Consider the following 25,837-nt stretch of genomic DNA (forward strand, 5'->3'; position numbering starts at 1 on the left):
ACGCAGTGCCTCCGGCGCCCGCGGCCACGCACCGGGGTGCGCGGGCGCGTACTCCGTACGGTCTTCGGACCGCCCGTGACCGCTCCGGATGGCGGAAGCTGAGTGCTGTGAGCCCTGCCGTCCGCCGCGCACCGGGCCCGGTCTCAGGGGTTGTCGCCCCCGGGGCCTCCCACGGTGTCCGTCCCGCCGTCCCACCGGGCCCGCCTCATGTCGAGGCGCGGCAGGTGGCCCTCGGCGCTGCGCGGGGCGGTGCGCAGCGGGGTGCCCTCGGCCCGGTAGTGCTCCAGGGCGCGCAGTTCGTGTCCGGGCAGCAGGCGGCCGTCGGAGCGCACCACGCGCCACCAGGGCACCGCGCCGCCGTACAGGGCCATCACCCGGCCGACCTGGCGCGGGCCGCCCTCGCCCAGCCACTCGGCCACGTCCCCGTACGTCATGACCCGTCCGGGAGGGACCTCCTCGGCGACCGCCAGGACCCGTTCTGCGTACTCGGGGAGTTCCTCGCCCAGGGGCAGCTCGTCGCTCATCCGGCCCATCCTGCACCACAGCACCGACAATCGGCCGCCGTCCGTACGCAGTGCCAAACACGGTGGGCCTGTGACCACGCGCGCGCGTACCGTGCACGAGACGAACGGGGGCTCGACACCCTGACGCCCCCCGTCATCATCCGGTCATGCCACCATCATCCGGACGGTGACCGGTGAGACGAGAGCAAGAAGAGACGACGATGAAGGAGCAGGACGTGCAGCCTCGACCGGCGGCGGGCGCTCCTGACGCCGTCCCGCGCCCAGAGACGGACGCCCCGGACGGCGGCGGCGGGCAGAGCGCCGACGGGCCGCCACGGCTGGAGAAGGCCGTGGAGAGGTCCTCCGGAGGGGCGACGCTCGTACGGACCGACAAGGGCCCCCCGGAGCGGGTGTCCGGCGACGAACCGCTGCTGGCGGCGCGTGTGCACCGGCCCGCCGACCTGGTGCGGCTGCTGTCGGGCCTGTTCGGCATCGTCTGTGTCATCGGGCTGGCGGCGTTCGCGCACGGCACGGCGTCGGGCCTGGAGCAGGACATCATCGACGGCACGGCGCAGACCCCCGTGGTCTTCGTACGGCTGGCGGGCCTGATCTCCAGCATCGCCGTGCTGATCCTCCCCGTGGGTTTCGCGATCGAGCGGCTGATCAAGCGGGACGGCCTGCGCATCGCCGACGGCGTGCTGGCCGCCGTGCTGGCGCACGGTGTCGCCCTCGCCACCGATCTGTGGGTCTCCGGTTCCGCCCCGAAGCCCATCCGTGAGGCACTGACCCGGCCCGCGATCGACGGCACGGGTCTCACCGACCCGGTGCACGGCTACCTCGCACCGGTGATCGCCTACATGACGGCCGTGGGGATGGCGCGCAGGCCGCGCTGGCGGGTGGCGCTGTGGGCGGTGCTGCTGCTCAACGCGTTCGCCGTGCTGGTGGGCGGGCAGACGACGCCGCTGTCGATCGTCGTGACGGTGCTCATCGGCTGGACCGTGGCGTACGCCACCCTCTACGCCGTGGGCTCCCCCAATGTGCGCCCCACCGGGCAGACCCTCCTGGCCGGGCTGCGGCACGTGGGCTTCCGCCCGGTGTCGGCGATGCGCGCCGAGGACGACCCGGACATGGGCGACCAGGGCGACCGGGGACGGCGCTACATCGTCACCCTGGAGGACGGACCACCCCTCGACATCACCGTCGTCGACCGAGAACAGCAGGCGCACGGTTTCTTCTACCGGGTGTGGCGCCGGGTCACCCTGCGCGGCATCACCCAGCGCCGCTCCATCCAGTCCCTGCGACAGGCGCTGGAGCAAGAAGCACTGTTGGCGTACGCGGCCATCGCGGCCGGTGCGAACGCCCCGAAACTGATCGCCACCTCGGAGCTCGGCCCGGACGCCGTGATGCTCGTGTACGAGCACCTGGGCGGCCGGACCCTGGACTCGCTGCCCGACGAGGAGATCACCGACGAGTTGCTGCGGGACGCCTGGCGGCAGGTGGAGGCTCTCCAGTCGCGGCGCATCGCGCACCGCAGGCTGACGGGCGACGCGATCCTGGTGGATCGTTCCGGCACGGTGATCCTCACCGATCTGCGCGGCGGCGAGATCGCCGCGGGCGACGTGGTGCTGCGGATGGACGTGGCACAGCTCCTGACGACGCTGGGGCTGCGCGCGGGCGCCGAGCGGGCCGTGGCGGCCGCCCTGGACGTCCTGGGCCCCGACACGGTCGCCGACAGCCTTCCGCTGCTCCAGCCGATCGCGCTGAGCCGTTCCACCCGCGCGACACTGCGCAAGCTCGGGCGTGAGCGCGCGCAGCGGCAGCGCGAAGCGGTGCTGGCCGCGTCGGAGGCGGCGAAGGAGGCCAGGGCCCGGGAGAAGGGCGAGGAGGACGTCCCCGGCCGCAAGGCCGTGCGTGCGGAGAAGAAGGCCGAGAAGGAGGCCATCGACGTTGCGATCGAGGACGCCCGGGAGGAGGACCTGCTGACGCAGATCCGTCACCAGGTGCTGCTGATCCGCCCGCAGGCGCCGGTCGAGGCGGCCCGCCTGGAGCGCATCAAGCCGCGCACGCTGGTCAGCGTGCTGGCCGGCGCGTTCGCCGCGTACTTCCTGATCTCGTCCCTGCTCGAAAACCCGGTGACCGACGCCTTCGCCCAGATGAACTGGGCTTGGGTGGCGGTGGCGGCGCTCTTCTCCGCGCTGAGCTATGTGGCGGCGGCGATGAGCCTGCTGGGCTTCGTCCCGGAGAAGGTCTCGTTCTGGCAGACCGTCAAGGCGCAGGTGGCCGGGTCGTTCGTGAAGCTGGTGGCACCGGCGGCGATCGGCGGTGTGGCGCTCAACACCCGCTTCCTGCAACGGTCGGGCGTACGGCCCGGACTCGCCGTGGCGAGCGTGGGTGCCGCGCAGCTCTTCGGCCTGGGCAGCCACATCGGCCTGTTGATGATCTTCGGTTACGTGACCGGGACCGAGCAGAGCTCCTGGGAGACCCCGTCCCGGACGGTGATCGCAGGCCTGCTGACGGCAGCGGTGCTGGCGATGATCGTGACGGCGGTGCCCTTCCTGCGGAAGTTCGTCGTCACGCGGGTGCGGTCGCTGTTCGCGGGTGTGGTGCCGCGCATGCTGGATGTGCTCCAGCGCCCGAAGAAGCTCGCCACGGGCATCGGCGGCATGGTGATGCTGACGGTGGTGTTCGTGATGTGCCTGGACGCGTCGATCCGTGCGTTCGGGCAGGGCGACACCGAGCATCTCAGTTACGCGGCCGTCGCCGTGGTGTTCCTGACGGCCAACGCGGCGGGTTCGGCGGTGCCGACCCCCGGTGGAGTCGGCGCGGTCGAACTCGCACTGATCGGCTCGCTGACCTTCGTGGGGGTGCCGAAGGAAGTGGCGACGCCGGCAGTGATGCTGTTCCGCCTGCTGACGTTCTGGCTGCCCGTGCTCCCCGGCTGGCTCTGCTTCAACAGCCTCACCCGCAAGGGCGCGCTGTAACAGCCTGTGCCCCTGTCACCTCGAAGACGGCGACAGGGGCACCCGCTTGGACCCCGGCGCGCGCGGTCCGGGTCGCCCCGGCGCACGATAGAGGGCATGCCTACCCCTTCCGCTCTGCGCGCTCCGGCACTGGCCGCCTCCGTCGTCGTACTGCTGTCCCTGTCCGGCTGTTCCGACGGCGGCAAGAAGGACTCCGACACGAAGCAGGACCTCGCCACGCAGGAGCTGAAGTGGGAGGACTGCCCTGCCCCCACCGCCGCCCAGGGCGAGGGCACGAAGCCGTCGCCGCTGCCGGGCGGCACGGAGTGGAAGTGCGCCACCATGCAGGCGCCGCGCGACTACGCCAAGCCGGACGGCGAGCGCATCGACCTGGCCCTGATCCGCGCGGAGGCTTCCGAGAAGGACAAGCGCATCGGCTCGCTGATCTTCAACTTCGGCGGCCCCGGCGGCTCCGGCGTGACCACCCTGCCGAGCGCCGCCAAGGACTACGAGAAGCTGCGCACCCGGTACGACCTGGTGAGCTTCGACCCGCGCGGGGTGGGCCGCAGCGCCCCCGTGAAGTGCCAGGACGACAAGGCGCTCGACGCGTACTACGCCGAGGACGCCACCCCCGACGACGCCGCCGAGGAGAAGACGTACGCCGACGGCATCAAGGAGTACGCGGCGGCCTGCGAGAAGAACTCCGGCAAGGAACTGCCGTACGTGGGCACCACCAACGCGGCCAAGGACCTCGACCTGATGCGTCAGGTGCTGGGCGACGAGAAGCTGCACTACTTCGGCATCTCGTACGGCACCGAACTGGGCGGCGTGTACGCGCACCTGTACCCGAAGCGGGTCGGCCGGGCCGTGTTCGACGCGGTGGTGGACCCCACCCAGAAGACCGAGCAGAGTTCGCTGGGCCAGGCCAAGGGCTTTCAGCTCGCGCTGAACAACTTCGCCAAGGACTGTGTGGCGCGCGGCGACGACTGCAAGCTCCAGGGCAGCACCCCGAAGGAGATCGAGGACGGCATCGTGGCCCTCCTGGAGCGGCTCGACAAGAAGCCGATCCCGGGTGCGGGCGGCCGGCAGCTGACGCAGAGCCAGGCCACCAACGGCATCGTCCAGACGCTGTACTCGAAGGAGTTCTGGCCCTACCTGGAGCAGGGCCTGGACGAGGCGGACGGCGGCAACGGCGCGCTGCTGCTGGTCCTCGCCGACGCCATGAACGGCCGCAACCAGGACGGCACCTACAGCAACATCGGCGCGGCCAACGCCGCCATCAACTGCGTGGACTCCAAGGAGCGTTACGACCTGGCCTACGCCAAGTCGAAGGTCGCCGCGTTCAAGGCCGCCTCCCCCGTCTTCGGCGACTTCCTCGCCTGGGGTCTGGCGGGCTGCTCGTCGTGGCCGGTGCCGGGCCAGTGGGAGACGCCGGACGTGAGCGCCCCGGGCGCGGCCCCGATCGTCGTGATCGGCAACACCGGCGACCCGGCGACTCCTTACGAGGGCGCGCAGAAGATGGCCGAGCAGCTGGGCAAGGGCGTCGGCGTCGAGCTGACGTACAAGGGCGAGGGCCACGGCGCGTACAACAGCGGCAGCACGTGCGTGAAGTCGACCGTGGACGACTACCTGCTGGACGGAAAGGTTCCGGCGGCCGGGAAGGTCTGCGAGTAGGGACGGGAAGAGGACCGCACCGAGGGCCGGCCGGACCGGTAACGGCCAGTCACCGCAAGGGTTTTCGGTGACTTTCAGTGGTCGACCCTAGGATGTTGGCACCTGCTTTCGACATCGGGGCAGGTGTCGGAACGAGCGCGTCACGGCGCGCGGCGGGGGGATCGGTCATGGCACGACGGGGAGCGGGACGGGCGAGGGCGGGCGCCCTGGCGGCGACGGCGGTTCTGCTCGCCGTGGCCGCCGCAGGATGCAGTACGGGTACGAATCCGCCCGGGCCGGAATCGACCCGCACGGGCGCGGCCGCCCCGCCGCCGGGCACCCCCCGGCCGCCCGCCCCCGATGCGAAGTCCGCGCTCCCGGCGGCCCTGACCGCCCAGAAGCCGGCCTGGAAGGAGTGCTCCGCGCCGACGAAGGCGCAGGGCAACGAGGCGCAGCGCCCCGGCCAGGAGTGGCAGTGCGCCACCGCCAAGGTCCCGCTGGACTACGCCTCGCCTAAGGGCGAGACCCTCGACATCGCCCTGATCCGGGCCCGCGCGACGGGCGACGACAGCAAGCGGATCGGCTCGCTCCTGTTCAACTTCGGCGGTCCGGGCGGGTCAGGGGTGGCGTCCCTGCCGCTGATGGGCGACATGTTCGGGTACCTGCGCGAGCGGTACGACCTGGTGGGTTTCGACCCGCGGGGCGTGGCGGAGAGCGCGGAGGTGGTGTGCCGGGACGACAAGCAGACCGACGTCTCGCTGGCCCTGGACTCCACCCCGGACACCCCGGCCGAGGAGAAGGCGTACTTCGCCGACGCGAAGGCCTTCGGCGAGGGCTGCGCCGAGCGTTCCGGGAAGATCCTCCCGCACGTCGGCACGGACGACGCCGCCCGCGACATGGACCTCCTGCGCCAGGTCCTGGGCGACCGCAAGCTGCACTACTTCGGCTTCTCCTACGGCACCGAACTGGGCGGTGTGTACGCCCACTTGTTCCCGAAGAACGTGGGACGGCTGGTGATGGACGCGGTCGTCGACCCCACCGCCGACGGCGTGGCCGGCGCCCGCAACCAGGCGCTCGGCTTCCAGCGGGCCCTGGACAACTACTCCCGGAGCGGCGGCACTTCCGCCAAGGCGGGCACCGCGCGGGTGGTACGCCTGCTGGAGCGCCTGGACCGGGAGCCCCTCCCGGCGGCCGGAAGTCGCAAGCTCACCCAGAGCCTCGCCCTCACCGGCATCATCGCCCCGCTCTACAGCAAGGACAGCTGGCCCACCCTCACCCGCGCCCTGAAGGCCGCGGAGAACGGGGACGGCACCCTGCTGCTCCTGCTCGCCGACTCCTACAACGACCGCGACTCGCAGGGGCACTACAGCACGGCGCACCATTCGCAGCGCGCCATCTCCTGCGCCGACACCTCCGCCCGGCCGACGGCCGAACAGGTCCGCGCCACGCACCTGGCGGACTTCCGGCAGGTCTCCCCCGTCTTCGGCCCGTTCCTGGCCTGGGACCTGGCGGGCTGGTGCGCCTCCTGGCCGGTGAAGGGCGCGCACACCGACACGGATGTCTCGGCCCCCGGGTCGGCTCCGGTGCTGGTGGTCGGCGGCACCGGTGACCCGGCGACACCGTTCGAGGGGTCGCAGCGGATGGCGGCGGAGCTGGGCAAGGGCGTCGGTGTGCACGTCACGTTCAAGGGCGAGGGGCACGGCGCGTATCCGACGGGCAACGCCTGCGTGGTGCGGACCGTGAACGCGTATCTGCTGGACGGGAAAATACCGGCGGCGGGCACCGTCTGCTCGTAGTGCCCGCCGCGGGTGCTGCCCGGCGGCCGTGGCGGGCCGCCGGGGAGGGTCAGTCCCGGGGGATCTGCCGTGCCGCGTACATGCTGAGACCGCCGAGGAAGATCAGGCCGAAGCCGCCCGCCGCCCACATGTGACCGGACTCGGTGCCGGTGGTGGCGAGTTGGGGCATCGGGTGGTTGCGGGGCTCGCCGTGGCCGGGCTTGTGGCCGTGGCCGGGCTTCTTGCCGTGGCCGGTGGGCTTGGTCGGCTTCACGGGCTTGACGGGCTTCACCGGGCCGACCGGGTGGATGACCTTGACCACAGCGGCGCCCGAGGCGCTGGTGTTGTTGCCGAGGTCCGGGTCGGGGGCGGCGGAGGTGACGGTGGCCCGGTTGTCGATGTCGGCGCCGGTGCCCTTGTAGCCGCCTGCCAGCTTTACCTGGAAGGTCCAGGTCAGCGAATCCCCGTTGGCCAGCGGGCCCTTGGGGCCGCAGGTGACGTCCTGGCCGGCGGCCGTGCAGCCGTCCGGCGAGGAGGCGAAGGACAGGGCGGCGGGCAGCGGGTCGGTGACCTTGACGTCGGGGGCGGATGCGGGGCCCCGGTTGTCGACGGTGATCCGGTAGCCGAAGGTCTGGCCCGGCTTGACCGCCTTGCCGCCCGACGTCACGGTCTCCTTGCGGATCGCAAGGTCGGCCCGTGTCTCCGCGTCGGCCTTCGCGCCGCTGGTGCAGGTCGGGCCGCAGTTGGCGTCCTGGCCTGCGGCGGTGACGGTGGCCGTGTTGTCGAGGGTGCCGGTGGTGCCCTGCGGGACGGTGCCGGTGACGGTGAAGACTGCTTCCGCGCCCGGCGGCAGGTCGACGGTCGCGTCGATGTTCCCGGTGCCGGACTGCGTGGAGCAGACGCCGCCGCCGGTGGGCGCGCAGGTCCAGGTGAAGTCCTTGAGCGCGGCGGGCAGTTCGTCCTTCACCCGGGCGCCGTTCGCGGCTCCGGGACCGGAGTTGGTGACCTTCACCGTGTACGTCAGCGGCTTGCCCGGCAGGTAGGGGGCGGGAGCGACGCTCTTGGTGACGGCGAGCGCGGACTTGGGGGCGGCCCACTGGAGGACGACCAGGCCGTCGCCGCCGTCGCCCGCCCCGCCGCCGCTGCCCTTCCCGGCGACGTACTGGTCGTCGCCCGCTCGGGCTGCGGCACCTCCGGCCCCGTGCACGGTGCTCGGGGTACCCGCCTCGGTCACCGCGCCGCTGACGCCCGTACCGCCGATGAAGCCCGAACCGCCGCCACCGCCGCCGTTGGGGGTGCCACCGCCGGTCATCTGGCAGGCGCCACCGCCGCCGCCGAAGTATCCGCCGCCGCCACCGCCGCCGCCCTCGCCGTCACCCGCGATGTCGGCGCCGTTGCCGCCCTTGAACCGCTCCCCCGGCTTGGCGGCAATGGTGCACGGGATGCCGACGCCTCCGGCCGCCGCCGCACCGCCCGCCGACTGGGTGCCGCCCCTGCCGGACTTGGTGCCGTCGCCGTCCTGACCGCCCGACTCCCCGCCGCCGGGGCCGCCGTAGGGGGCCGGGTCGGAGCCCGGGGACGCCCCGCCTCCTCCGCCCGCGATCAGCAGGGGTGTGCTGCCGTAGGCGCCGGCCCACAGGGCGCTCATGCCGCCGCCCGCCCCGCCCATGGCCTGCGGAGTCGCGGTGCTGCCGCCCTCGCCGCCGCCTCCGTAAGGGGCGATGGTGGAGCTGGCCTCGCCGCCGCCGCCCGCCGTGACGGTCAGCGCCGTACCGGGCGACACGGCGAGAGTGCCCTGGGTGAAGCCGCCGCCGGCGCCCGCGAGACTGCCCGCGAAGTAGGACGGGTCCGCCCCGCCGCCGCCCGCACCCCACATCCGTACGTCGAGACTCGTGACCCCCGTGGGGACGGTGAAGGTCTGGTCGTCGCCCGTGTGCTCGAACCGCACACAGTTCGTGAACCCGGCGGAGGGGGTGCAGTCCGCGAGCGCACGTGCCTGCGCGGCTGCGGGCAGGACGGACGACAGGGACAGCAACGGGGTGGCGACGAGCATCGAGGACAGCAACAGCGCCTGCCGCCGCCTCCCGGAAACGTGAGTCATGAAGGCGGGACCTCTCGGGGCACGGAGAACGCGAAGTACGCAAAAGGCGCGATCGACGCGAAGGACATGAACGGACAGCCCTACTTATCGCCGCCACCTGCCGCGACGCCCGGCCGCCGCTCCGCCCGCTCACTCATTCGGGGCAAGCCGAAGGGGCCGGGCAGCCCACGGCCGCCCGGCCCCTCGCAACACTCAGCCGGTCTAGTAGACGGGCTTCTCCGGCTCGATCTGGTGGACCCAGCCGATCACGCCGCCGCCGACGTGCACGGCGTCGGCGAAGCCCGCCGACTTCAGCACGGCGAGGACTTCCGCACTGCGGACACCCGTCTTGCAGTGCAGGACGATCTTCTTGTCCTGCGGCAGGCTCTCCAGGGCGGTGCCCATCAGGAACTCGCCCTTGGGGATCAGCTTCGCGCCGGGGATCGAGACGATCTCGTACTCGTTCGGCTCGCGGACGTCGATGATCTCGATCTTCTCGTCGGCGTCGATCCACTCCTTGAGCTGCTTGGGAGTGATCGTCGAACCGGCGGCGGCCTCCTGGGCCTCCTCGGACACGACGCCGCAGAAGGCCTCGTAGTCGATGAGCTCGGTGACCGTCGCGTTCGGACCGCAGACCGCGCAGTCGGGGTCCTTGCGGACCTTGACCTGGCGGTACTGCATCTCCAGGGCGTCGTAGATCATCAGGCGGCCGACCAGCGGGTCGCCCACGCCGGTGAGGACCTTGATGGCCTCGGTGACCTGGATGGAGCCGATCGACGCGCAGAGCACGCCGAGCACGCCGCCCTCGGCGCAGCTGGGCACCATGCCCGGCGGCGGGGGCTCCGGGTACAGGCAGCGGTAGCAGGGGCCGTGCTCGGACCAGAAGACCGAGGCCTGGCCGTCGAAGCGGTAGATCGAGCCCCATACGTACGGCTTGTTCAGCAGCACGCACGCGTCATTGACCAGGTAGCGCGTCGCGAAGTTGTCCGTGCCGTCGACGATCAGGTCGTACTGGGAGAAGATCTCCATCACGTTCTCGGCTTCGAGCCGCTCTTCGTGCAGGACGACGTTCACGTACGGGTTGATGCCGAGGACCGAGTCCTTGGCGGACTCCGCCTTCGAGCGGCCGATGTCGGCCTGGCTGTGGATGATCTGGCGCTGGAGGTTCGACTCGTCGACCTCGTCGAACTCGACGATGCCGAGCGTGCCGACGCCTGCGGCGGCCAGGTACATCAGGGCGGGAGAGCCGAGGCCGCCGGCGCCCACAGCGAGCACCTTGGCGTTCTTCAGGCGCTTCTGCCCGTCCATCCCGACGTCCGGGATGATCAGGTGGCGGGAGTACCGACGGACCTCGTCGACGGTGAGCTCGGCAGCGGGCTCGACCAGGGGTGGCAGCGACACGGGAACTCCGGTGGTCGGTCAATCAATACGGTTGTTCGTCGTGTAACACTGCCACGCCCCTCCTCATTCCGAGACACCAGGTCCGATGCGCGAGACGATCTCGTCCCAGTAACCGGGCAGGGCCTCCCAGGGGCTGCCGACCGGGTCGTCGGCGCCCGCCCGCTCGGTGCGGTCGGTGAACCAGATGGTGCCCGCGCCCTGCCAGCGGGCGATCCGCAGCGCCTCCTCCAGGTGCGTACGGGGCACTCCGTGCACCAGGTGGCAGAAGCGGGAGGCCGGGTAGGCGGCCGTCCACTCGGCCGCCTGGGACCAGCGGTAGTCGGTCCACGGCCCGGAGAAGGTCACCAACTGGTCGGCGGTCTCGGCGTATCCGGAGTACGGATGGGTGCCGTGGCCGAGGACGAGCCGGCCGCCGTCGAGGGCCTCGGTGCCCTCCAGCATCGACCGCAGGGTGGCGGTCAGCCGCCGGGTTTCGGACAGTTCGTCCCGCTCTGTGGGACAGCGGTCGAGATAGAAGCCGTCGACCCGGTACCAGTCCAGGAAGCGCTGGGCGTCGGCGACCAGCTCGCCGAACGCCCGCGCCCCGTACGTCATGTCGAGGTGCCCGAGCACCCGCAGGCCCGCGTTGCGCAGCCGCCCCGAGGCGTCCAGGCAGTGCGGGTCGGGGCGCGCGCCGGGCCCGTCGGCGACGTTGAGCACCGTCCAGTGCAGGGGTGCCGCGTGGCCGGGACCGGCGTACAGCCGCGAGAAGCGCAGGAGTTCGGCCCACTCCACCGGCGCGAGGAGCGGGTGCGCGTAGCCCGGGACGCCGATCCCGAGCCGGTCCGCCCCTATGGCGGGGCGGACGGCGCCGGAGGTGCTCAGATGCGGCACGCCGCCTCCATCCAGATGTCCGCGAGCGATTCCTCCAGGTTGATCCGGGGCCGCCAGCCGAGCCGGTCGCGGGCGGTGCGCACGTCCGCCTGCTGCCAGCTGCCGCAGCCGTCGGGGTACGGGTACGGGGCCGCCCCGAGGTGTTCGGTGAGGGCGTCGCCGGAGCGGGGTGCACCGATGGTGGGGACGCCTCCGTTGCGGACGGCGGCGCTGGCCGCGGCGGAGCTGGAGTACCCGCTGGGGGCGTCCAGTTCGTGCAGGGCGCCGCCGTATCCGGCGACCCGGGCGAGCACGGCGGCGGCGTCGCGCAGCCGTACCGCGCGTCCGGTGCCGATGTTCACGACGCCCTGCGCGGCGGACAGGGACGCTGCGTGCACGGCGCGTGCCACGTCCCGTACGTCGACGAAGTCGCGCTGCACGCCGAGCCCGGAGAGCTTGAGCTCGCCGTCGCCGGACTGCATGGCCCGGCGCATCGCCTCGGCGAGGCGGCCGAGCGGCGATCCGGCGGGCGTGCCGGGCCCGACCGGCGAGAACACGCGCAGCACGACGGCGTCGAGGCCCGAGCCGAGCACCAGCTCGGTGGCCGCCAGCTTGCTGACTCCGTACGGTCCGCCGGGGCGCGGCACGGCGTCCTCGGCGGTGGAGGAGCCGGGCTGGGAGGGCCCGTACTCGGCGGCACAGCCGAGCTGGACCAGGCGCGCCCCGCAGCCGCTGCGACGGAGGGCTTCGCAGACGGTGGCGACGGCGACGGTGTTGTGCCGGGTGAGGTCGCGGGCACCGCCCCGGGTGGCACCGGCGCAGTTGACGACGACTCCGGGGTGCACGGCGTCCAGGAACCGGGTGAGGGCTCCGGGGCTGCCGGTGGCGAGGTCGAACCGCACGTCGGCGTCGTCGCCCCGGCCGAGGGCGGTGAGCTGGACGGCGGGGTCGGCGAGGAGCCGGTCCGCGACGAAGCGGCCGAGGTATCCGTTGGCGCCGAGCAGGAGGACCCTCATCGCGTCTCCTCCCCTCGCTGCCGACGGGCGCGCACGGACTGCACGGACAGAGGGGGTGGGGGGGTCATGTGACGTTCTCCTTGAGGGTGTTGTACGGGTGCTGCGGGTGTGACGGGGTGGTGCTGCGGCCGCCTCGGCGTCGGCTCCGGGGCTGCCAGGGGGGTGGTCGGTCGGGTCGTACGACGGATGAAGGGGGCGTACGACCGAGGGGGGCGGCGGCACGGTGGGTGCGCCGCCGGGCACGCGGGGCGGGCCGAAGGCGGGCCGGCCTGCGCGCTGTCAGTCGCGCCGTCCCGCGTGGGCGGAGGCCCGCGACAGTGCGACGGCGGCATGGGCGAGGAGGCCGAGGGCGGCGGCTCCGCAGGCGATGGCCGGTACGGCTCCGGTGCCCCACTGGCGCACGACGGCGCGCACGGGCTGTGCCAGGGCTTCGCAGCCGGGCAGCCGGGCGGCCGCCGGGGCGGCGAGGGCGAGCACTTCGACGGTGCAGGCGGCGGTGAGTCCGGCCGCGCCCGCGCCGGGCATCCCGTGCACGGCGAGCAGTCTGGCCAGGAAGAGCAGGGATCCGACGGCGAGCGCGGACACCGCGAAGGCGCCGCCGAAGCCGAGCCCGGCCGCCGCGTAGAGCAGCACCGTCAGTGTCACGGCGTGCAGGCCGAACACCCCGAACAGCAGCGGCCGTACCGCCGCGCCGAAGTCCTCGGTGCCCCGGCTCACGCTGAGCCTGCGGCGCGCCTGCACGGACAGCAGCCGTGCGCACCAGGCCGCGGGGGCCAGGGCTGCGATGAGCCCGAGGAGGGTGGCCGGTTCCGGCGCCCAGAGGGGGCCGTCGCCGAGCAGCCGGTTCAGTACGCCGTCGCCGAGGACCGCGTACAGCAGCAGCCAGCAGGTGCGCGTCCACGGCGCGTAGCCGTCGGCGCGCAGCGGTCCGCGCCGCAGGCACAGGGCGACGGCGGCGAGTGTCGCCAGCGCCCCGGTGACGGCGACCGCGATCCTGAACCCGCCGTCCAGCCTGTCCGCGCCGAGCAGCGTGAGGGCGCACAGGACGCCCGGCAGGAGTGCGTACGCCGCCCAGGCGGCCGGGAGGGACGGGGCGTGCGCCAGAGGCTGCGGGGCGTGCGCCGGAGCGTCCTCCTCGTCGGTGCGCGGCACGCGCGCGTAGAGCTCCTCGGCGAGGGAGAAGACGTCCCGGTGCCGGAAGCGGGCGGCGGTGCGGTCGGTGACGCCGTGGGCTTCGAGACCCGCGGCGATCTCCAGGGGATCGACGGCCCGTTCGCACAGTTCGCGGTGGCGGTGCATGAGCACCTTGACCGGGTCGGCGGGCCCGCTGCGGGAAGCAACCGTCCTGGCACCGGTGTTGGCCGTCTTTCTAGCACCGGCACCGGTGCCAAGATTCACCGGCTGCACCGGCACCGAAGCGGCGGTGGACCGCATCGCGGACACGTCGGTGCCCTGGGCGGGGGTCTCCGCCATGCCCGTCGCGTCTGCCGTCTGCGTGGTCATGTGCGTGCCTCCCGTACGGGGTCGGTGGTGTCCAACAGGTGTTCCGTCAGGTCCGTCAGGTCCATCAGGTGTTCCGCACGCGGCGGATCGGGTTCGGCCAGGACCGCCACTGCGGCGAGCGGTGCGCCGCCCGTCCAGGTGCCCGGTACGTACGCCTCCGCCGGGAACTCGAACGGCAGGGGGTCGGCGTCCTGTGTCTCTCTGCGCACCGGGCAGTGCGAAACCAGCTCCAGGTAAATGCCGCGAAATGCCGCGAGATTCTGCTCGACGGTGAACAGTTCGAGCGCCCTTGCGCGCCCCGCCGCCCCCAGGCGCGCCCTGCGCTCCGGGTCCCGCAGCAGTGCGAGGCAGGCGTCCGCGAGGGCGCGGGGGTTGCGCGGCGGCACCACGAGACCTGTGCCGCCGATGACTTCGACCACCGCGCCGACGTCCGTGGAGACGGTGGCCCGTCCGCAGAACATCGCCTCGACGAGGCTGATCGGGAAGCCCTCGACGACGCTGGAGAGCACCACCACGGAGCCCGCCGCGTACGCCTCCGCCAGGTCAGGGGCCTCGGGTCCGCCGATCTCCTCGAAGGTGACCGGGCACTCGCCCTCGGCGTACGCGTCGGCGGCCTCGTCGGGGAAGAGCTGGGCGGCCAGCGCCCGGCAGTGCGCGAGATAGCCGCGTGCGGTGCGTTCGTGCGCGGCGATCGGGGCGGCGATGATCCGCAGCCGGGCGTCCGGCTCGGCCCTGCGCACCGCCGCGAAGGCGTGCAGCAGCGCCACCAGGTCCTTGGCGGGCTCCACCCGGCCCACCCACACCAGCGTGCCGTCCGGACCCGTGCAGCCCTCGTCCAGGGCCTCCCCCACGGTCGCGAACCGCTCGGACTCCATCCCGGGGTACACCGTGCGCAGCTTGGCGCGGTCCGCGCCGCAGCGCTCCTGCCAGCGCCGGGCGTGCGCGTTGCCGGGGGTGATCACGGCCGCCTGGGCGTACACCTCGGCGGCCAGCAGCCCCTGGAAGGCGGCGAGCAGCGTCCGTACAGAGGCGCTCAACCCGTCTTCGTGCGCGGCCAGGTAGTGCGCCCGCAGCTGCACTCCGTACTCGGTCACCAGCAGCGGCACCCCGAAGAAGCGCTTGGCCAGCAGTCCCGGCAGCGCCGCCGTGCCGCCCGAGGCGGCGTGGCAGAGGTCGACGGCTCCCAGACCGCCCTCCCCCGCGTCGTACCAGTCGAGCGACAGCGGGCGCAGGGCGCGCTCCAGGAAGTCGGCGAAGGCCAGGTAGTCGGGGACTTTCGCGGTCTGCACGACCCGGGGTGCGCCCGGCGCGCGACAGGCGCGCTCCAGCGCACGCACCGCGCGTTCGGAGCGCAGCGCGGTGTGCAACCCGCCTTTCTCGCGGGCGAGTTCGGCCAGCCCGTACAGCCCTGTGGAGAAACGCTCCGCCACCGTCGCGCCCTCCCCGGCGGTCTCCCCCGCACAGACCGCCGAGACCAGCTCCCCGAAGTGCTCGTCGAAACGCCGCCGTTCACGCCGCCCGTAGGCCCGCGCGCCCAGGCGCCCGTGCGTGGTCCCGAAGTCGGCCTGCGGGGCCCACAGCGGGGCGGTGCGCACCCGCTGCACCTGCGGCGGCAGTTCCAGCCACCCCTGCTCCTCCTGGTCCGCGCTGCGGCTCAGGGCGTAGAGGTCGAATTCATGCCGCGCGAGCCCGCGCACAAGCCGGTCGCACCAGAACCTGGACTCACCTGTCGCATACGGGTAACCACCCTCCGTAAGCAGTCCGATCCGCACGTGGTACACCCCCGATCTCCCTTGTGGGAAGCCGCCGTTGATCCGGCGACTCGCAGCGGGACCGACCGTATGCGGACATGCCGGTGGCGCGACGGACGGTTGTCCATCGCACCACCGGAAGGGGTGAAGAGTCGTAACTTTCCTGCGCGGGTCGCGTTTAGTCGCGCTAGAGAGGTGTGTGCACGCGCGTGAACTCCGGGACGCTCCGGACCGCGCGCATCACCCGTCCCGGCGTCAGCTCTCGGGATGCACCCACGCGTTGGGGCGGCACTTCTTGTCGCCGGTCTCCAGCGTCTTCGTCTGCTGCATCATCACCGGTGCGAGCGCGCCGTCCTTGGCGCAGAACTCGTGGTTGTGCCCGAGCCGGTGACCGACCTCGTGGTTGATGAGCATCTGCCGGTACGGGAAGAGCAGCGCGTCGCCGAAGGTCTCCGAACCGCCGGCCCACCGGAAGGCGTTGATCATCACCCGCTCGGTGCGGGCGGAGTCGCAGGAGACGTTGCGCGAGAGTGTCTCCAGGTCCGACTTCTCGCACCAGATGTTGGTGGTGACCGGGGACGCGAGCGTCACCACGAAGTCGGCCTTCCCCTCGGAAACCCGCTCGAACGACATCCGGCCGTCCCCGGCCCAGCTGCGCTTGTCGTTGAGCGTCCGCTGCACGGCGTCGGCGAAGAACTTCCCGTCGAGCCCTAGGTTCTTCTCCACGTCCACGCGGTAGCGCCAGTGCTTGGCCCCCTGGCGCGGCGCGGCGGCCTCGCCGGGCACGGTGTCGAAGGCGTTCGGGCCGCTCTGGTCCGCGGCCATCGGCAGCTTCAGCGCCATGCGCTTCTCGTACGGCAGCGACGTGGCCGGAGCCTGCTTCAGCTCGCTCCCCTGCGGCGCGGTGCGGTCCTGGTCGCGCGAGGGGCCGTCGGCGCTGTCGCGGTCGGCGACGCCGGGCCCGGCCGCCTCGTCCTTCTGCCCCGACGACGACCCCGTGCCGGTCACCATGACCGCGAGGGCGGCGGTCACCGCCGCCGCGGAGACGCCGATGACGGTACGGGCCAGCCAGCGCCCGGAGCGGGGGGCCGTGCCGTCGGAATCGTCGGCGTGCGCCCGCAGCGCCTCGGCGTCGTCCCAGTCGGTGACGGCGTCGTACGGGTCGCGGGGCCCCGCACCCCTGGTGCTCGGCCGCGGCTCCTCGAAGGCCTCCACGAAGTCCGGGCGCGGCCCGGGACCGCGCCGCTGCACGGGGATGCGCGCACCGACACCGAGGCCGGTGGGCGGCTGCGGCTGTTGCGGCCGGGGACGGGGGGCCTGCGGCTGCTGCGGCGGCGCGAAAGCGGCGGTGTCCCGCGACGCCCCGACCCAGTCGCCGTAACGCCCGCTGCCGGTGTCGGTGACGCCATAGCGCCCGGCACCAGTGTCGGTGACCCCGTAGCGCCCAGCACCGGTGTCACCCCACCCCCCGCCCGGCTCGCGCTGTTCGGGGTGTCCGCCGCGCACTTGCGCCTGCGGCCCCCCTGCGAGGTGGCGTGGCTGAAAACGAGGCACCGTACCGGTGTCAGAACGCGGCACCGCGCCGGTGTCCTGATAGCGCGCCGTCGCGCCGGTGTCCTGGACGCGCGGCATCGCTCCTGTGTCACCGCGGCGACGTCGCCCGGTGCCGGGTGCGGCGGGCGCACCTGCGACACCTCTGGAGGCGGCGCCGCCGCCGGGTATGCCAGGGGTCTCGTCGGCACCCTTCGGTGCGGCACCTCGGCGACTGTGACGTCCCACGCGGCGGATCAGCTCCTCGTTTCCGTGTGCGTTTCGGTGTGCGGGTCCGCGTGCGCCGTCGCCTCCGCGGGCGAGGCCGCCTGCGCAGGCGGGTGCGCCGACAGGGGTGCATGCGTCTGTACGAGCCCCAGGAATGCCTCGGCGACCTCCTCGGGGTACTCCATCATCGCCACATGCCCGGCATCCGGAAGAGCCAGGAGCCGGGAATCACGGAACGCAGCCGAAGCCTTGCGCGCCATGCGGAAGGACACCAGCTGGTCGCGCCCGCCGTACACCAGCAGGGTCGGCGCGAGCACCCGCTCCGCCTGCTTCCACAGTCCGTGCTGGCCACCGAGGGTGTACGCGTCCACGATGCCCCGCGCGGAACGGGTCATCGCGTCCCAGAAGTACGGCAGCTCCAGCCGCCGCTCCATCTCCTCGACAGCGGCACGGAAACCCTCTTCCGAAACCCGGCCGGGATCGCCGTAACAGAGGCCCGTCACACCGCGCGTGCGCTGTTCGGCCGTCCAGTCGCGGCTGAGCTTCGCGAAGAGCGAGGCGACGCCGGGGATCGCGAGCAGCCCGGTGGGGATGGCGGTCTTCTGCACCCGCAGCTCCGGCAGCGCGGGCGACACCAGTGTCAGCGTGCGCACCAGGTCCGGGCGGACGGCGGCGACGCGTGTGGAGACCGCGCCGCCGAGAGAGTTGCCGAAGAGGTGGACGGGGCCCCGGCCGGCGGCGTCGAGGTGGCGGATGACGGCGCGCGCGTGCCCGGTGACCGAGTAGTTGCCGTCGTCGGGCGGCGGGGAGTCGCCGAAGCCCGGCAGGTCGAGGGCCTCGCTGTCGACGACGCCGTCGAGCAGCGGCATCAGCGCCGACCAGTTCTGCGAGGAGCCGCCGAGGCCGTGGACGTACAGGGCGGGCGGCAGGCCCTGCTGCGCCGGGGGCCTGGAGCGCACGTTCAGCGTCAGCCCGGGCAGGGAGACGGTCCGCAGTTGCTCCCCCTCGGCGACCCTGACGGCACTGACCAGCGGCAACGGAGCGGCCGCGGTGCTGGATTCCGGCAGATCGGTCGAAGACATGGCGCCAATGTTACGAGACGATCACGCAGGGGCTCGTGTGTTCGCGGTCACAGGCTCACCGCGTACGCCCCCGGCCTCACCACGTGCGCCCCCGGAGGGCTCCCCGTCGTGCGCCCCCGGACCGCATGGCGCGCGCCCCCGCGCGCTCCTACGCTCGAAAGAGGACGTGCGCCCGCACATGACGGGCCGCGCGCCGGAAAGGCGGAACACCATGACTGTGGACCCCACCGAACCGGACGACTTCCCCACGGGCGCCGACGAGGCGGCCGCCCTCGACCCCGAGACGCCCGAGGCGGACGCCGCCGAGCAGCACACCGACGTACGGCAGGAGACGGACGACCCGCTTCCGGCCACCGACGCCGGCTCCGCGAACCCGGCGGACGTCGCAGAACAGGCACGCGTGGTGGCCCTCGACGAGGACGACTACCGCTGAGGCGAGGGATGACCCTCGCTGAGGCAAGGGACGACTCCCGCTGAGCGGACCCACTTCTCCGCATTTCGGCCCACTGATCACCCTTCCCGCAGTGTCCGCTCCGTGAAATTCTGCGTCCGCACCGCGCACAGGGGGGTTACCCAAAAGTACGATGGCGGCGCGGCGCACATCACACGGAACAGCCGTGCGGTGAGAAGTCCGTGAACCTGAAAGACATGGGAGGCGGCGTGACAGCCACCGAGCAGACAGAGGCGGCACGTCCGCGGGGCACCCGCCTGCCACGCCGAGCCCGACGCAACCAGCTCCTGGGCGCCGCCCAGGAAGTGTTCGTGGCGCAGGGCTACCACGCGGCCGCGATGGACGACATCGCCGAGCGCGCCGGAGTCAGCAAGCCGGTGCTCTACCAGCACTTCCCCGGCAAGCTCGACCTCTACCTGGCGCTCCTCGACCAGCACTGCGAGTCGCTGCTCCAGGCGGTGCGCACCGCTCTCGCCTCGACCACCGACAACAAGCTGCGCGTCGCGGCGACCATGGACGCCTACTTCGCGTACGTCCAGGACGAGGGCGGCGCCTTCCGGCTGGTCTTCGAGTCGGACCTGACGAACGAGCCCGCCGTGCGCGAGCGCGTGGACCGGGTCTCGCTCCAGTGCGCGGAGGCCATCAGCGAGGTCATCGCCGAGGACACTGGCCTCTCCAAGGACGAGTCGATGCTGCTGGCCGTGGGCCTGGGCGGGGTCTCGCAGGTGGTGGCCCGCTACTGGCTGTCCAGCGGCAGCACCATCCCGCGCGACCAGGCGGTGCAGCTCCTGACCTCGCTGGCCTGGCGCGGCATCGCGGGCTTCCCGCTGCACGGCTCCGAGCAGCACTGAGCAGCACTGACGCAGGTGCGTGTTCGCTCCCGGCGTGGCCCGGAAAGCGGATGACGTGCTCTCTCCGGGCTAATGTGTCTGAACGTACGGCGCGGTGGACCGCGCTGACCCAGATCGTCGGAGGGACATAGCCGTGGAGGTCAAGATCGGCGTGCAGCACGCACCCCGGGAGATCGTTCTGGAGAGCGGGCAGTCTGCCGAGGAGGTCGAGCGCGCCGTGGCCGACGCGCTGGCCGGCAAGGCACAGCTGCTCAGCCTGAACGACGACAAGGGCCGCAAGGTCCTGGTGCCGGCGGACCGCATCGCCTACGTGGAGATCGGCGAGCAGGCGCAGCGTCGCGTGGGCTTCGGCGCCCTCTAGTACGCGTCACACAGCACCAGCAGTACGCGTCACACCAGCAGCACCTGTGCAGGGCCCGGCGGGATCAACCCGCCGGGCCCTGCGCACGTCTGCACTTCTGAAAGCTGCCTCACCGAGGGGCCGTTCGTGGTCCCGGACCGTGGAGGAGGGTTGCATTCCGCACCCTCCGGGTAAGACGGGCTACGACCCATTTGCCCACGTTGCAGTGCACAGGAGGGAACCGCGTTGATCTTGGAAGCTCTCGGCTCCGTCATCCTTGGCCTCGCCCTCGCCTGGGCCGCCGTCTCACGGCTGCCCGAACGCCTGCCGTCCCGCCCGCTGGTCCTCACCGCAGGCATCTTCGGCGCATTGTTCGGCGCCTGGCTCACTCACGCGGCCGTCGGCCCCGGGCACCCCTTCGCGACCCTCGTCGGGGCGGCCACGGTGGGAGCGGTGTCGCTCTCGCTGCTGCTGCGCCCCGCCGGACGGATCCGCCGCCGATCGGCCGCGGCGTAGCAGACGTCGGGGCCCGTCCGGCTGGACGGGCCCCGTACCGCTGCGCCGCCGGCGCCGGCACCTCACGCTACGTACGAGAAACCCGCAGGTCAGGCAGCCAGCCCCAGCGCCGCCATCCGCTTGGTGTGCGCCTCGGTGATGCGGGAGAACATCCGGCCGACCTCCGCGAGGTCGAAACCGTCCGCGACACCCCCGACCAGCATGGTCGAGAGCGAGTCGCGCTCGGCGACCACGCGCTGCGCCTGCGACAGCGCCTCACCCATCAGACGACGCGCCCACAGCGCGAGCCGGCCGCCGACGCGCGGGTCGGCCTCGATGGCGGCACGCACCTTCTCGACGGCGAAGTTGCCGTGCCCGGTGTCGTCGAGGACGGCGAGCACGAGGGAGCGGGTGTCGGTGTCCAGGCGGGCGGCGACCTCGCGGTAGAAGTCACTGGCGATCGAGTCGCCGACGTACGCCTTGACCAGGCCCTCCAGCCAGTCGGACGGGGCGGTCAGACGGTGGAAGTCGTCGAGGGCCTTGGCGAAGGGCTCCATGGCGGCGGTCGGCTCGGTGTCGATGGCCGAGAGGCGGTCGCGCAGGCGCTCGAAGTGGTGGAACTCGGCGGAGGCCATCTTCGCCAGTTCCGCCTTGTCGCCCAGCGTCGGCGCCAGCTTCGCGTCCTCGGCGAGCCGCTCGAAGGCCGCCAGCTCGCCGTACGCGAGGGCGCCGAGGAGGTCGATCACCGCGTCGCGGTAGGTCGGCTCGACGGAGGCCGTGGCCCAGTCCTGGGCGGCGATTCCGGTGGGTGCGGGGGCTTCGGGGGCGGCGGGTTCGGCGGGGGTGTCAGGCGTCTCCATAAACCGCACAATAGCCCGCGCGCAGGGGGGCGTAAGGGCCTGGTCAGGCGAGCAGGTGTGCACCACCGCCTCATCATTCCTACGAATTCACCCAACACACATGCGCGAATCCGGGGTACAGTGGTAATGCGCCTGCTGAGCATTCCCCGCGTACGCACCCTGGTGCGCGCGCTCTGTGCAGGCCATCCGAATGAGGATGCCCGGTCGGTGGCCCGATCGGCTCCGACCCGACAGCCCTCCGTGCGCGCGGTGCACAAGCACTTCCGCAGACGAGGGAACCCTCAGCGACACGAGCGCTAGAGCAATGGCAGTGGTCCCGCGCCACCCGGCCCTCCCAAGGCCGGATGAGACCCAGGCACGGTACGACCCCCGTTGTTCGCCTCGAGTCGCGTCTCACAGAAGAGGCAGCACCCTGACTACGTTCCGTGACCTCGGCATTCTCTCCGAGACGGCCGAAGCCCTTGAGGCAGTCGGCATCACGTCCCCCTTCCCCATCCAGGAGATGACGCTCCCCGTCGCGCTCTCGGGCAGCGACGTCATCGGCCAGGCCAAGACCGGTACGGGCAAGACCCTCGGTTTCGGTCTGCCGCTCCTGGAGCGCGTCACCGTCCCCGCGGACGTCGAGGCGGGCCGGGCCAAGCCCGAGCAGCTCACCGACGCCCCGCAGGCGCTCGTCGTCGTACCCACCCGTGAGCTGTGCCAGCAGGTCACCAACGACCTGCTGACCGCCGGCAAGGCGCGCAACGTGCGGGTCCTCGCGATCTACGGCGGCCGTGCGTACGAGCCGCAGGTCGAGGCCCTCAAGAAGGGCGTCGACATCATCGTCGGCACCCCGGGCCGTCTGCTGGACCTCGCCGGTCAGCGCAAGCTCGACCTGTCCCACATCCGCGCCCTGGTCCTCGACGAGGCCGACGAGATGCTGGACCTCGGCTTCCTGCCGGACGTCGAGCGCATCATGAACATGCTCCCGGCCAAGCGCCAGACCATGCTCTTCTCCGCGACGATGCCCGGCGCCGTCATCGGCCTGGCCCGTCGCTACATGTCGCAGCCCACGCACATCCGCGCCACCGCGCCGGACGACGAGGGCGCGACCGTCGCGAACATCGCGCAGCACGTCTTCCGCGCCCACAACATGGACAAGCCGGAGCTCGTCTCCCGCATCCTCCAGGCCGACGGCCGCGGCCTCGCGATGATCTTCTGCCGTACCAAGCGCACCGCCGCCGACATCGCCGAGCAGCTGGAGAAGCGCGGTTTCGCGTCCGGCGCCGTGCACGGCGACCTCGGCCAGGGCGCCCGCGAGCAGGCCCTGCGCGCCTTCCGCAACGGCAAGGTCGACGTGCTGGTCTGCACCGACGTCGCCGCCCGCGGCATCGACGTCGAGGGCGTGACGCACGTCATCAACTACCAGACGCCCGAGGACGAGAAGACCTACCTGCACCGCGTGGGCCGCACCGGCCGCGCGGGCGCCAAGGGCATCGCCGTCACGCTGGTCGACTGGGACGACATCCCGCGCTGGAAGCTCATCAACAAGGCGCTGGACCTGCCCTTCGACGAGCCGGAGGAGACGTACTCGACCTCCCCGCACCTGTACGAGATCCTCTCCATCCCCGCGGGCACGAAGGGCATACTGCCCCGGGCCGAGCGGACCCGTGCGGGTCTGCGCGCGGAAGAGGTCGAGGACCTGGGCGAGACGGGCGGCCGCGGCCGCAAGTCGGCTCCCGCCGCCGCCGTGGTCGAGGAGCGCCCGGCGCGCACCCGTACGCCGCGTCAGCGTCGCCGTACGCGTGGTGGCTCGGAGACGGTCGCGGCTCCCGTGACTCCGGAGACCCCTGCCGCCGAGGCCCCTGCCGCTGTCGAGGCCCCGGACGCGTCGGAGCCGCGCACGCCGCGTCGCCGCCGTCGGACGACGCGGACCACCGCGGTGGCCGAGGCCCCGGTGGCACCGGTGACTCCCGTCGCCGAGGCCGTCGAGGAGGCCCCGAAGGCGCCCCGTACCCGTACGCGCACCCGGAAGACCGCCGAGCCGGTCGAGACCGCCCAGGCCGCCGTCGCCACGGTGACCGAGGCCCCGGTCGAGGAGGCCGCGCCGGCCAAGAAGACCGTCCGGAAGCGGACCGTGAAGGTCACCGCCCCGGCGCCGGACGCCGAGGAGCTCCCGGCGAAGCGGCCCACCCGTGCGCGGGCCCCCCGGGCCAAGGCGGCGCCGGTCGTCGAGGCGACCCAGGTGGTGGAGGCTCCGGTACGTCCGAGGCTGAAGCGCCCGGTGCGTGCGCGGGTCTCGGCGGAGCCGGAGGTCGACTTCCAGATGGCCCCGATGCCGGAGCCGGAGCCGACGCAGCCCCGCCGCCGTACGTCGACGCGCGCTGCGTCCGCGAAGCCGAGGACGCAGAAGGCGGAGCAGCCGAAGGCGACCGAGCCGGCCGCGGAGGGCGAGGCCAAGCCGCGCCGCCGCCGCACGACCCGCAAGCCGGCGGCCCAGCAGGAGAGCTGATCCTGCCGCACGCATGATGCCGATGGCCCCGCCCCCTGTACGAAGGGGGCGGGGCCATCGGCATCTCAGGAGGGTCCTACCCGTGCCGGTCCCAGAAGGCCGCGAGGGCTTCCGCCGTTTCCCGGGGGCTGTCCGTGTTGGGCGAGTGGCCCGCGCCCTTGACGACGGTGCGGTGCGCCCCGAGCCGTACCGCCATGTCGTCCAGGAGCGGCACCGGCCAGGTGTCGTCCACCGTCCCGGAGATCACGTGCACCGGCAGCCCGGTGGCCAGGACCTCCGCGACCCGGTCCGGTTCGACCGTGAGGGCGCGGCCCGTCGCGATCAGCTGGGCGGGGCTGTGCAGCAGCCAGCGGTGCCGCAGGGCGGTCTCCAGGGCCGGGTCCTGCGCCTCCCGCGCGGCTTCCTTGGTCTCCTCCGGCGCGGGGGTCTCCATGGCCTGCATCGCGTCCCAGACCTCGCTCATGGTCATGAACCCGAGGGCCTGACCGAGCAGCGTGGCCTTCTCCTGCTGGACGGGGTCGATCTCGGCGGGCCCCGACGACATGAGGGTGAGGGTGCGGAAGGGGGCCGGGTCGAGGATCGCGGCGGCGCGGGCGATCTGGCCGCCGAGGGAGTGGCCGAGGAGGTGGAGCGGTCCCGGGCCGCCACCCACCTCCTGCGCCTGCGCGAGGACGTCGAGCGCCAACTCCCGCTGGGCGTAGGGGGATTGGTCGTCCTTCGGCCCCTGGGACTCGTACTGTCCGCGGCCGTCCACGGCGACGGCCCGGTATCCGGCGTCGGCGAGCGGGCGGAGGTTGGCGATGAAGTCCTCCTTGCTGCCGGTGAACCCGGGGAGGAGGAGGGCGGTGCCGCGCGGCGTTCCGGCGGGCCCCGCTTCGAGCGCGGCGAAGGTGCCGCGGCCCGTGCGGAGGGGGACGGCGCGGACGCCGGGGGGCGGGGTGAAGGTGGGCGGCCTGCTCATGCGGTCGAGGTTACCGGTGGGTTCGCGTCCGGAGGGGCCGCCTGACGTCCCTCCGACCCTGCCTCATGGCCCCACCTACTGGCCCCGCCTAGTACTGCGCCTGCAAGCGCTGCCAGAACCCGTCCCGCAGCGACCGCCGCAGGTCCGAGTGCCCCCGCAGCGACCGCTGGAGCATCCGTTCCGCCTCGACCAGCAGCTCCTGGTCCACCGGCCCCGGGAGGTACGGCCGCCCCGGCAGCAGCTCCCCCAGCTCCTGCCGGCCGCGCTCGGCCAGCCACTTCGCGGCGATCTGCGCACCCAGGAAGCGGACCTCCTCGCGCTTGGGCGGCGGGCCGTTCTCCTGCTCGTACGTCGTCACCGGGCGGCGGGTGACGTACGGCTTGCAGAAGTCGAGGTCGAAGGTGCGCTGACTGTCGACCTCCCAGAGCAGCGGCTCCGCCTGGTTGCGGCCGTCACCGGCCTCGATGCCCCACAGGTGCACGCGCGCCCCGTACCCCTGTGCCGCCTCGACCGCCGAGACGAGGTCCTCGTCGCCGCCGACCAGGGCCGCGTCGCTGATCGCGCGGTGCCGGGCGAGGGATTCCAGATCCGTACGGATCAGGGAGTCGACGCCCTTCTGCTGGTTGTTGGCGTTGAGGTTGCCGAGGCGGACCTTGACATCGGGGAGTTCGGCGATGGACTGCTGCTCGGTGGTGTGGATGCGGCGCCGGGCGCCGTCGTACCAGTACACGCGCAGCAGTCGGCTGTCGGCGAAGATCGTGCGCGCCTTGTCGATGAAGGCCTCGATCAGGCCCTCGGCGTCCAGGTCGAAGGAGCGGCGGTCCTCGGTGCCGGTGACCAGCAGGCCCGCCGCCGCGTAGACGTAGCCCGCGTCCACGAAGATCGCGTGGGTGGAGGGCGTCTTGGAGACCTCGGCGAGCACGCGCGTGAGCAGCTCGTTGGTGCGGTCCAGGCGGGCGGAGATCCTGGCGAGGTCGGTGGGGTCCGCGGGATACCCGGGATGAGCGGGATCGGTGAGGTCTGGGAAGCCCGAAGGCTGTGCGTCGTCCATACG

20 protein-coding genes are annotated in these 25,837 nt (G+C 72.6%); 8 read left to right on the forward strand and 12 right to left on the reverse strand.

Translation table 11 applies throughout. The features are described from left to right. Positions 1–143: 143 nt before the first annotated feature. Positions 144–524, reverse strand: a complete 381-nt coding sequence (locus IE269_RS00740; protein WP_189820689.1) for an MGMT family protein — start codon at positions 522–524, stop codon at positions 144–146. 215 nt (positions 525–739) lie between these two features. On the opposite strand from IE269_RS00740, the gene IE269_RS00745 reads away from it, so the two are divergent. From IE269_RS00745 to IE269_RS00755, 3 genes are all read left to right on the forward strand, one after another. Next, positions 740–3,484, forward strand: coding sequence for a lysylphosphatidylglycerol synthase domain-containing protein (locus tag IE269_RS00745; RefSeq protein ID WP_189820690.1), 2,745 nt, complete (start codon positions 740–742; stop codon positions 3,482–3,484). 96 nt (positions 3,485–3,580) lie between these two features. Beyond that, positions 3,581–5,137, forward strand: a complete 1,557-nt coding sequence (locus IE269_RS00750; protein WP_189820691.1) for an alpha/beta hydrolase — start codon at positions 3,581–3,583, stop codon at positions 5,135–5,137. 167 nt (positions 5,138–5,304) lie between these two features. Continuing rightward, entirely contained in the window at positions 5,305–6,912 is a 1,608-nt protein-coding gene (locus IE269_RS00755; protein WP_189820692.1) for an alpha/beta hydrolase, read from the forward strand. A 49-nt stretch (positions 6,913–6,961) separates the two neighbouring features. Here IE269_RS00755 and IE269_RS00760 read toward each other — a convergent pair whose 3' ends face one another. From IE269_RS00760 to IE269_RS00795, 8 genes are all read right to left on the reverse strand, one after another. Continuing rightward, a complete protein-coding gene (locus IE269_RS00760; RefSeq protein ID WP_189820693.1) occupies positions 6,962–8,992 on the reverse strand; it encodes a DUF11 domain-containing protein in 2,031 nt (676 codons plus the stop codon). Positions 8,993–9,193: 201 nt separating this feature from the next. Further along, positions 9,194–10,372, reverse strand: coding sequence for an adenylyltransferase/sulfurtransferase MoeZ (gene moeZ / locus IE269_RS00765; protein WP_189820694.1), 1,179 nt, complete (start codon positions 10,370–10,372; stop codon positions 9,194–9,196). A 63-nt stretch (positions 10,373–10,435) separates the two neighbouring features. Further along, on the reverse strand, positions 10,436–11,245 hold the full coding sequence (locus IE269_RS00770) for a spherulation-specific family 4 protein (protein WP_189820695.1): 810 nt from the start codon (positions 11,243–11,245) through the stop codon (positions 10,436–10,438). Then, on the reverse strand, positions 11,233–12,240 hold the full coding sequence (locus tag IE269_RS00775; RefSeq protein ID WP_189820696.1) for an SDR family oxidoreductase: 1,008 nt from the start codon (positions 12,238–12,240) through the stop codon (positions 11,233–11,235). The genes IE269_RS00770 and IE269_RS00775 overlap by 13 nt, the downstream gene beginning before the upstream one ends. Before the next feature lie 279 nt (positions 12,241–12,519). Further along, a complete protein-coding gene (locus IE269_RS00780; protein ID WP_189820697.1) occupies positions 12,520–13,743 on the reverse strand; it encodes a hypothetical protein in 1,224 nt (407 codons plus the stop codon). Then, the gene (locus IE269_RS00785) at positions 13,740–15,515 is read right to left on the reverse strand and encodes a DUF3492 domain-containing protein (RefSeq protein ID WP_189821322.1); all 1,776 of its coding nucleotides are present in this window, start codon (positions 15,513–15,515) and stop codon (positions 13,740–13,742) included. Before IE269_RS00785 ends, IE269_RS00780 begins: the two co-directional genes overlap by 4 nt. Positions 15,516–15,749: 234 nt before the next feature. Next, positions 15,750–17,126 (reverse strand): DUF3152 domain-containing protein, encoded by a 1,377-nt coding sequence (locus IE269_RS00790; RefSeq protein ID WP_229897378.1) that lies wholly within the window; start codon positions 17,124–17,126, stop codon positions 15,750–15,752. A gap of 155 nt (positions 17,127–17,281) precedes the next feature. Beyond that, on the reverse strand, positions 17,282–18,334 hold the full coding sequence (locus tag IE269_RS00795; RefSeq protein ID WP_189820699.1) for an alpha/beta fold hydrolase: 1,053 nt from the start codon (positions 18,332–18,334) through the stop codon (positions 17,282–17,284). A gap of 211 nt (positions 18,335–18,545) precedes the next feature. On the opposite strand from IE269_RS00795, the gene IE269_RS00800 reads away from it, so the two are divergent. The 4 genes from IE269_RS00800 (at position 18,546) to IE269_RS00815 (ending at position 20,492) form a co-directional block, all read left to right on the forward strand. Beyond that, positions 18,546–18,767, forward strand: coding sequence for a hypothetical protein (locus tag IE269_RS00800; protein WP_189820700.1), 222 nt, complete (start codon positions 18,546–18,548; stop codon positions 18,765–18,767). 227 nt (positions 18,768–18,994) lie between these two features. Further along, positions 18,995–19,636: a TetR/AcrR family transcriptional regulator gene (locus tag IE269_RS00805; RefSeq protein WP_189820701.1), complete on the forward strand. Its 642-nt coding sequence runs from the start codon at positions 18,995–18,997 to the stop codon at positions 19,634–19,636. A gap of 133 nt (positions 19,637–19,769) precedes the next feature. Further along, the gene (locus IE269_RS00810) at positions 19,770–19,997 is read left to right on the forward strand and encodes a DUF3107 domain-containing protein (RefSeq protein WP_189820702.1); all 228 of its coding nucleotides are present in this window, start codon (positions 19,770–19,772) and stop codon (positions 19,995–19,997) included. 225 nt (positions 19,998–20,222) lie between these two features. Next, complete coding sequence (locus IE269_RS00815; RefSeq protein ID WP_189820703.1) at positions 20,223–20,492, forward strand: hypothetical protein; 270 nt, start codon at positions 20,223–20,225, stop codon at positions 20,490–20,492. 89 nt (positions 20,493–20,581) lie between these two features. Here IE269_RS00815 and IE269_RS00820 read toward each other — a convergent pair whose 3' ends face one another. Beyond that, the gene (locus IE269_RS00820; RefSeq protein ID WP_438817513.1) at positions 20,582–21,340 is read right to left on the reverse strand and encodes a ferritin-like fold-containing protein; all 759 of its coding nucleotides are present in this window, start codon (positions 21,338–21,340) and stop codon (positions 20,582–20,584) included. Between the two features lie 295 nt (positions 21,341–21,635). Here IE269_RS00820 and IE269_RS00825 point away from each other — a divergent pair, with 295 nt between their 5' ends. Continuing rightward, a complete protein-coding gene (locus IE269_RS00825) occupies positions 21,636–23,822 on the forward strand; it encodes a DEAD/DEAH box helicase (protein WP_189820705.1) in 2,187 nt (728 codons plus the stop codon). A 76-nt stretch (positions 23,823–23,898) separates the two neighbouring features. Here IE269_RS00825 and IE269_RS00830 read toward each other — a convergent pair whose 3' ends face one another. Continuing rightward, on the reverse strand, positions 23,899–24,783 hold the full coding sequence (locus IE269_RS00830; protein ID WP_189820706.1) for an alpha/beta fold hydrolase: 885 nt from the start codon (positions 24,781–24,783) through the stop codon (positions 23,899–23,901). 88 nt (positions 24,784–24,871) lie between these two features. After that, positions 24,872–25,834, reverse strand: a complete 963-nt coding sequence (locus tag IE269_RS00835; protein ID WP_229897379.1) for an NYN domain-containing protein — start codon at positions 25,832–25,834, stop codon at positions 24,872–24,874. Between the last annotated feature and the right edge of the window lie 3 nt (positions 25,835–25,837).

Origin of the sequence: Streptomyces spiroverticillatus, from assembly GCA_014650415.1 — a bacterium.
In the GTDB taxonomy this organism is placed as follows: Bacteria; Actinomycetota; Actinomycetes; order Streptomycetales; family Streptomycetaceae; genus Streptomyces; species Streptomyces spiroverticillatus.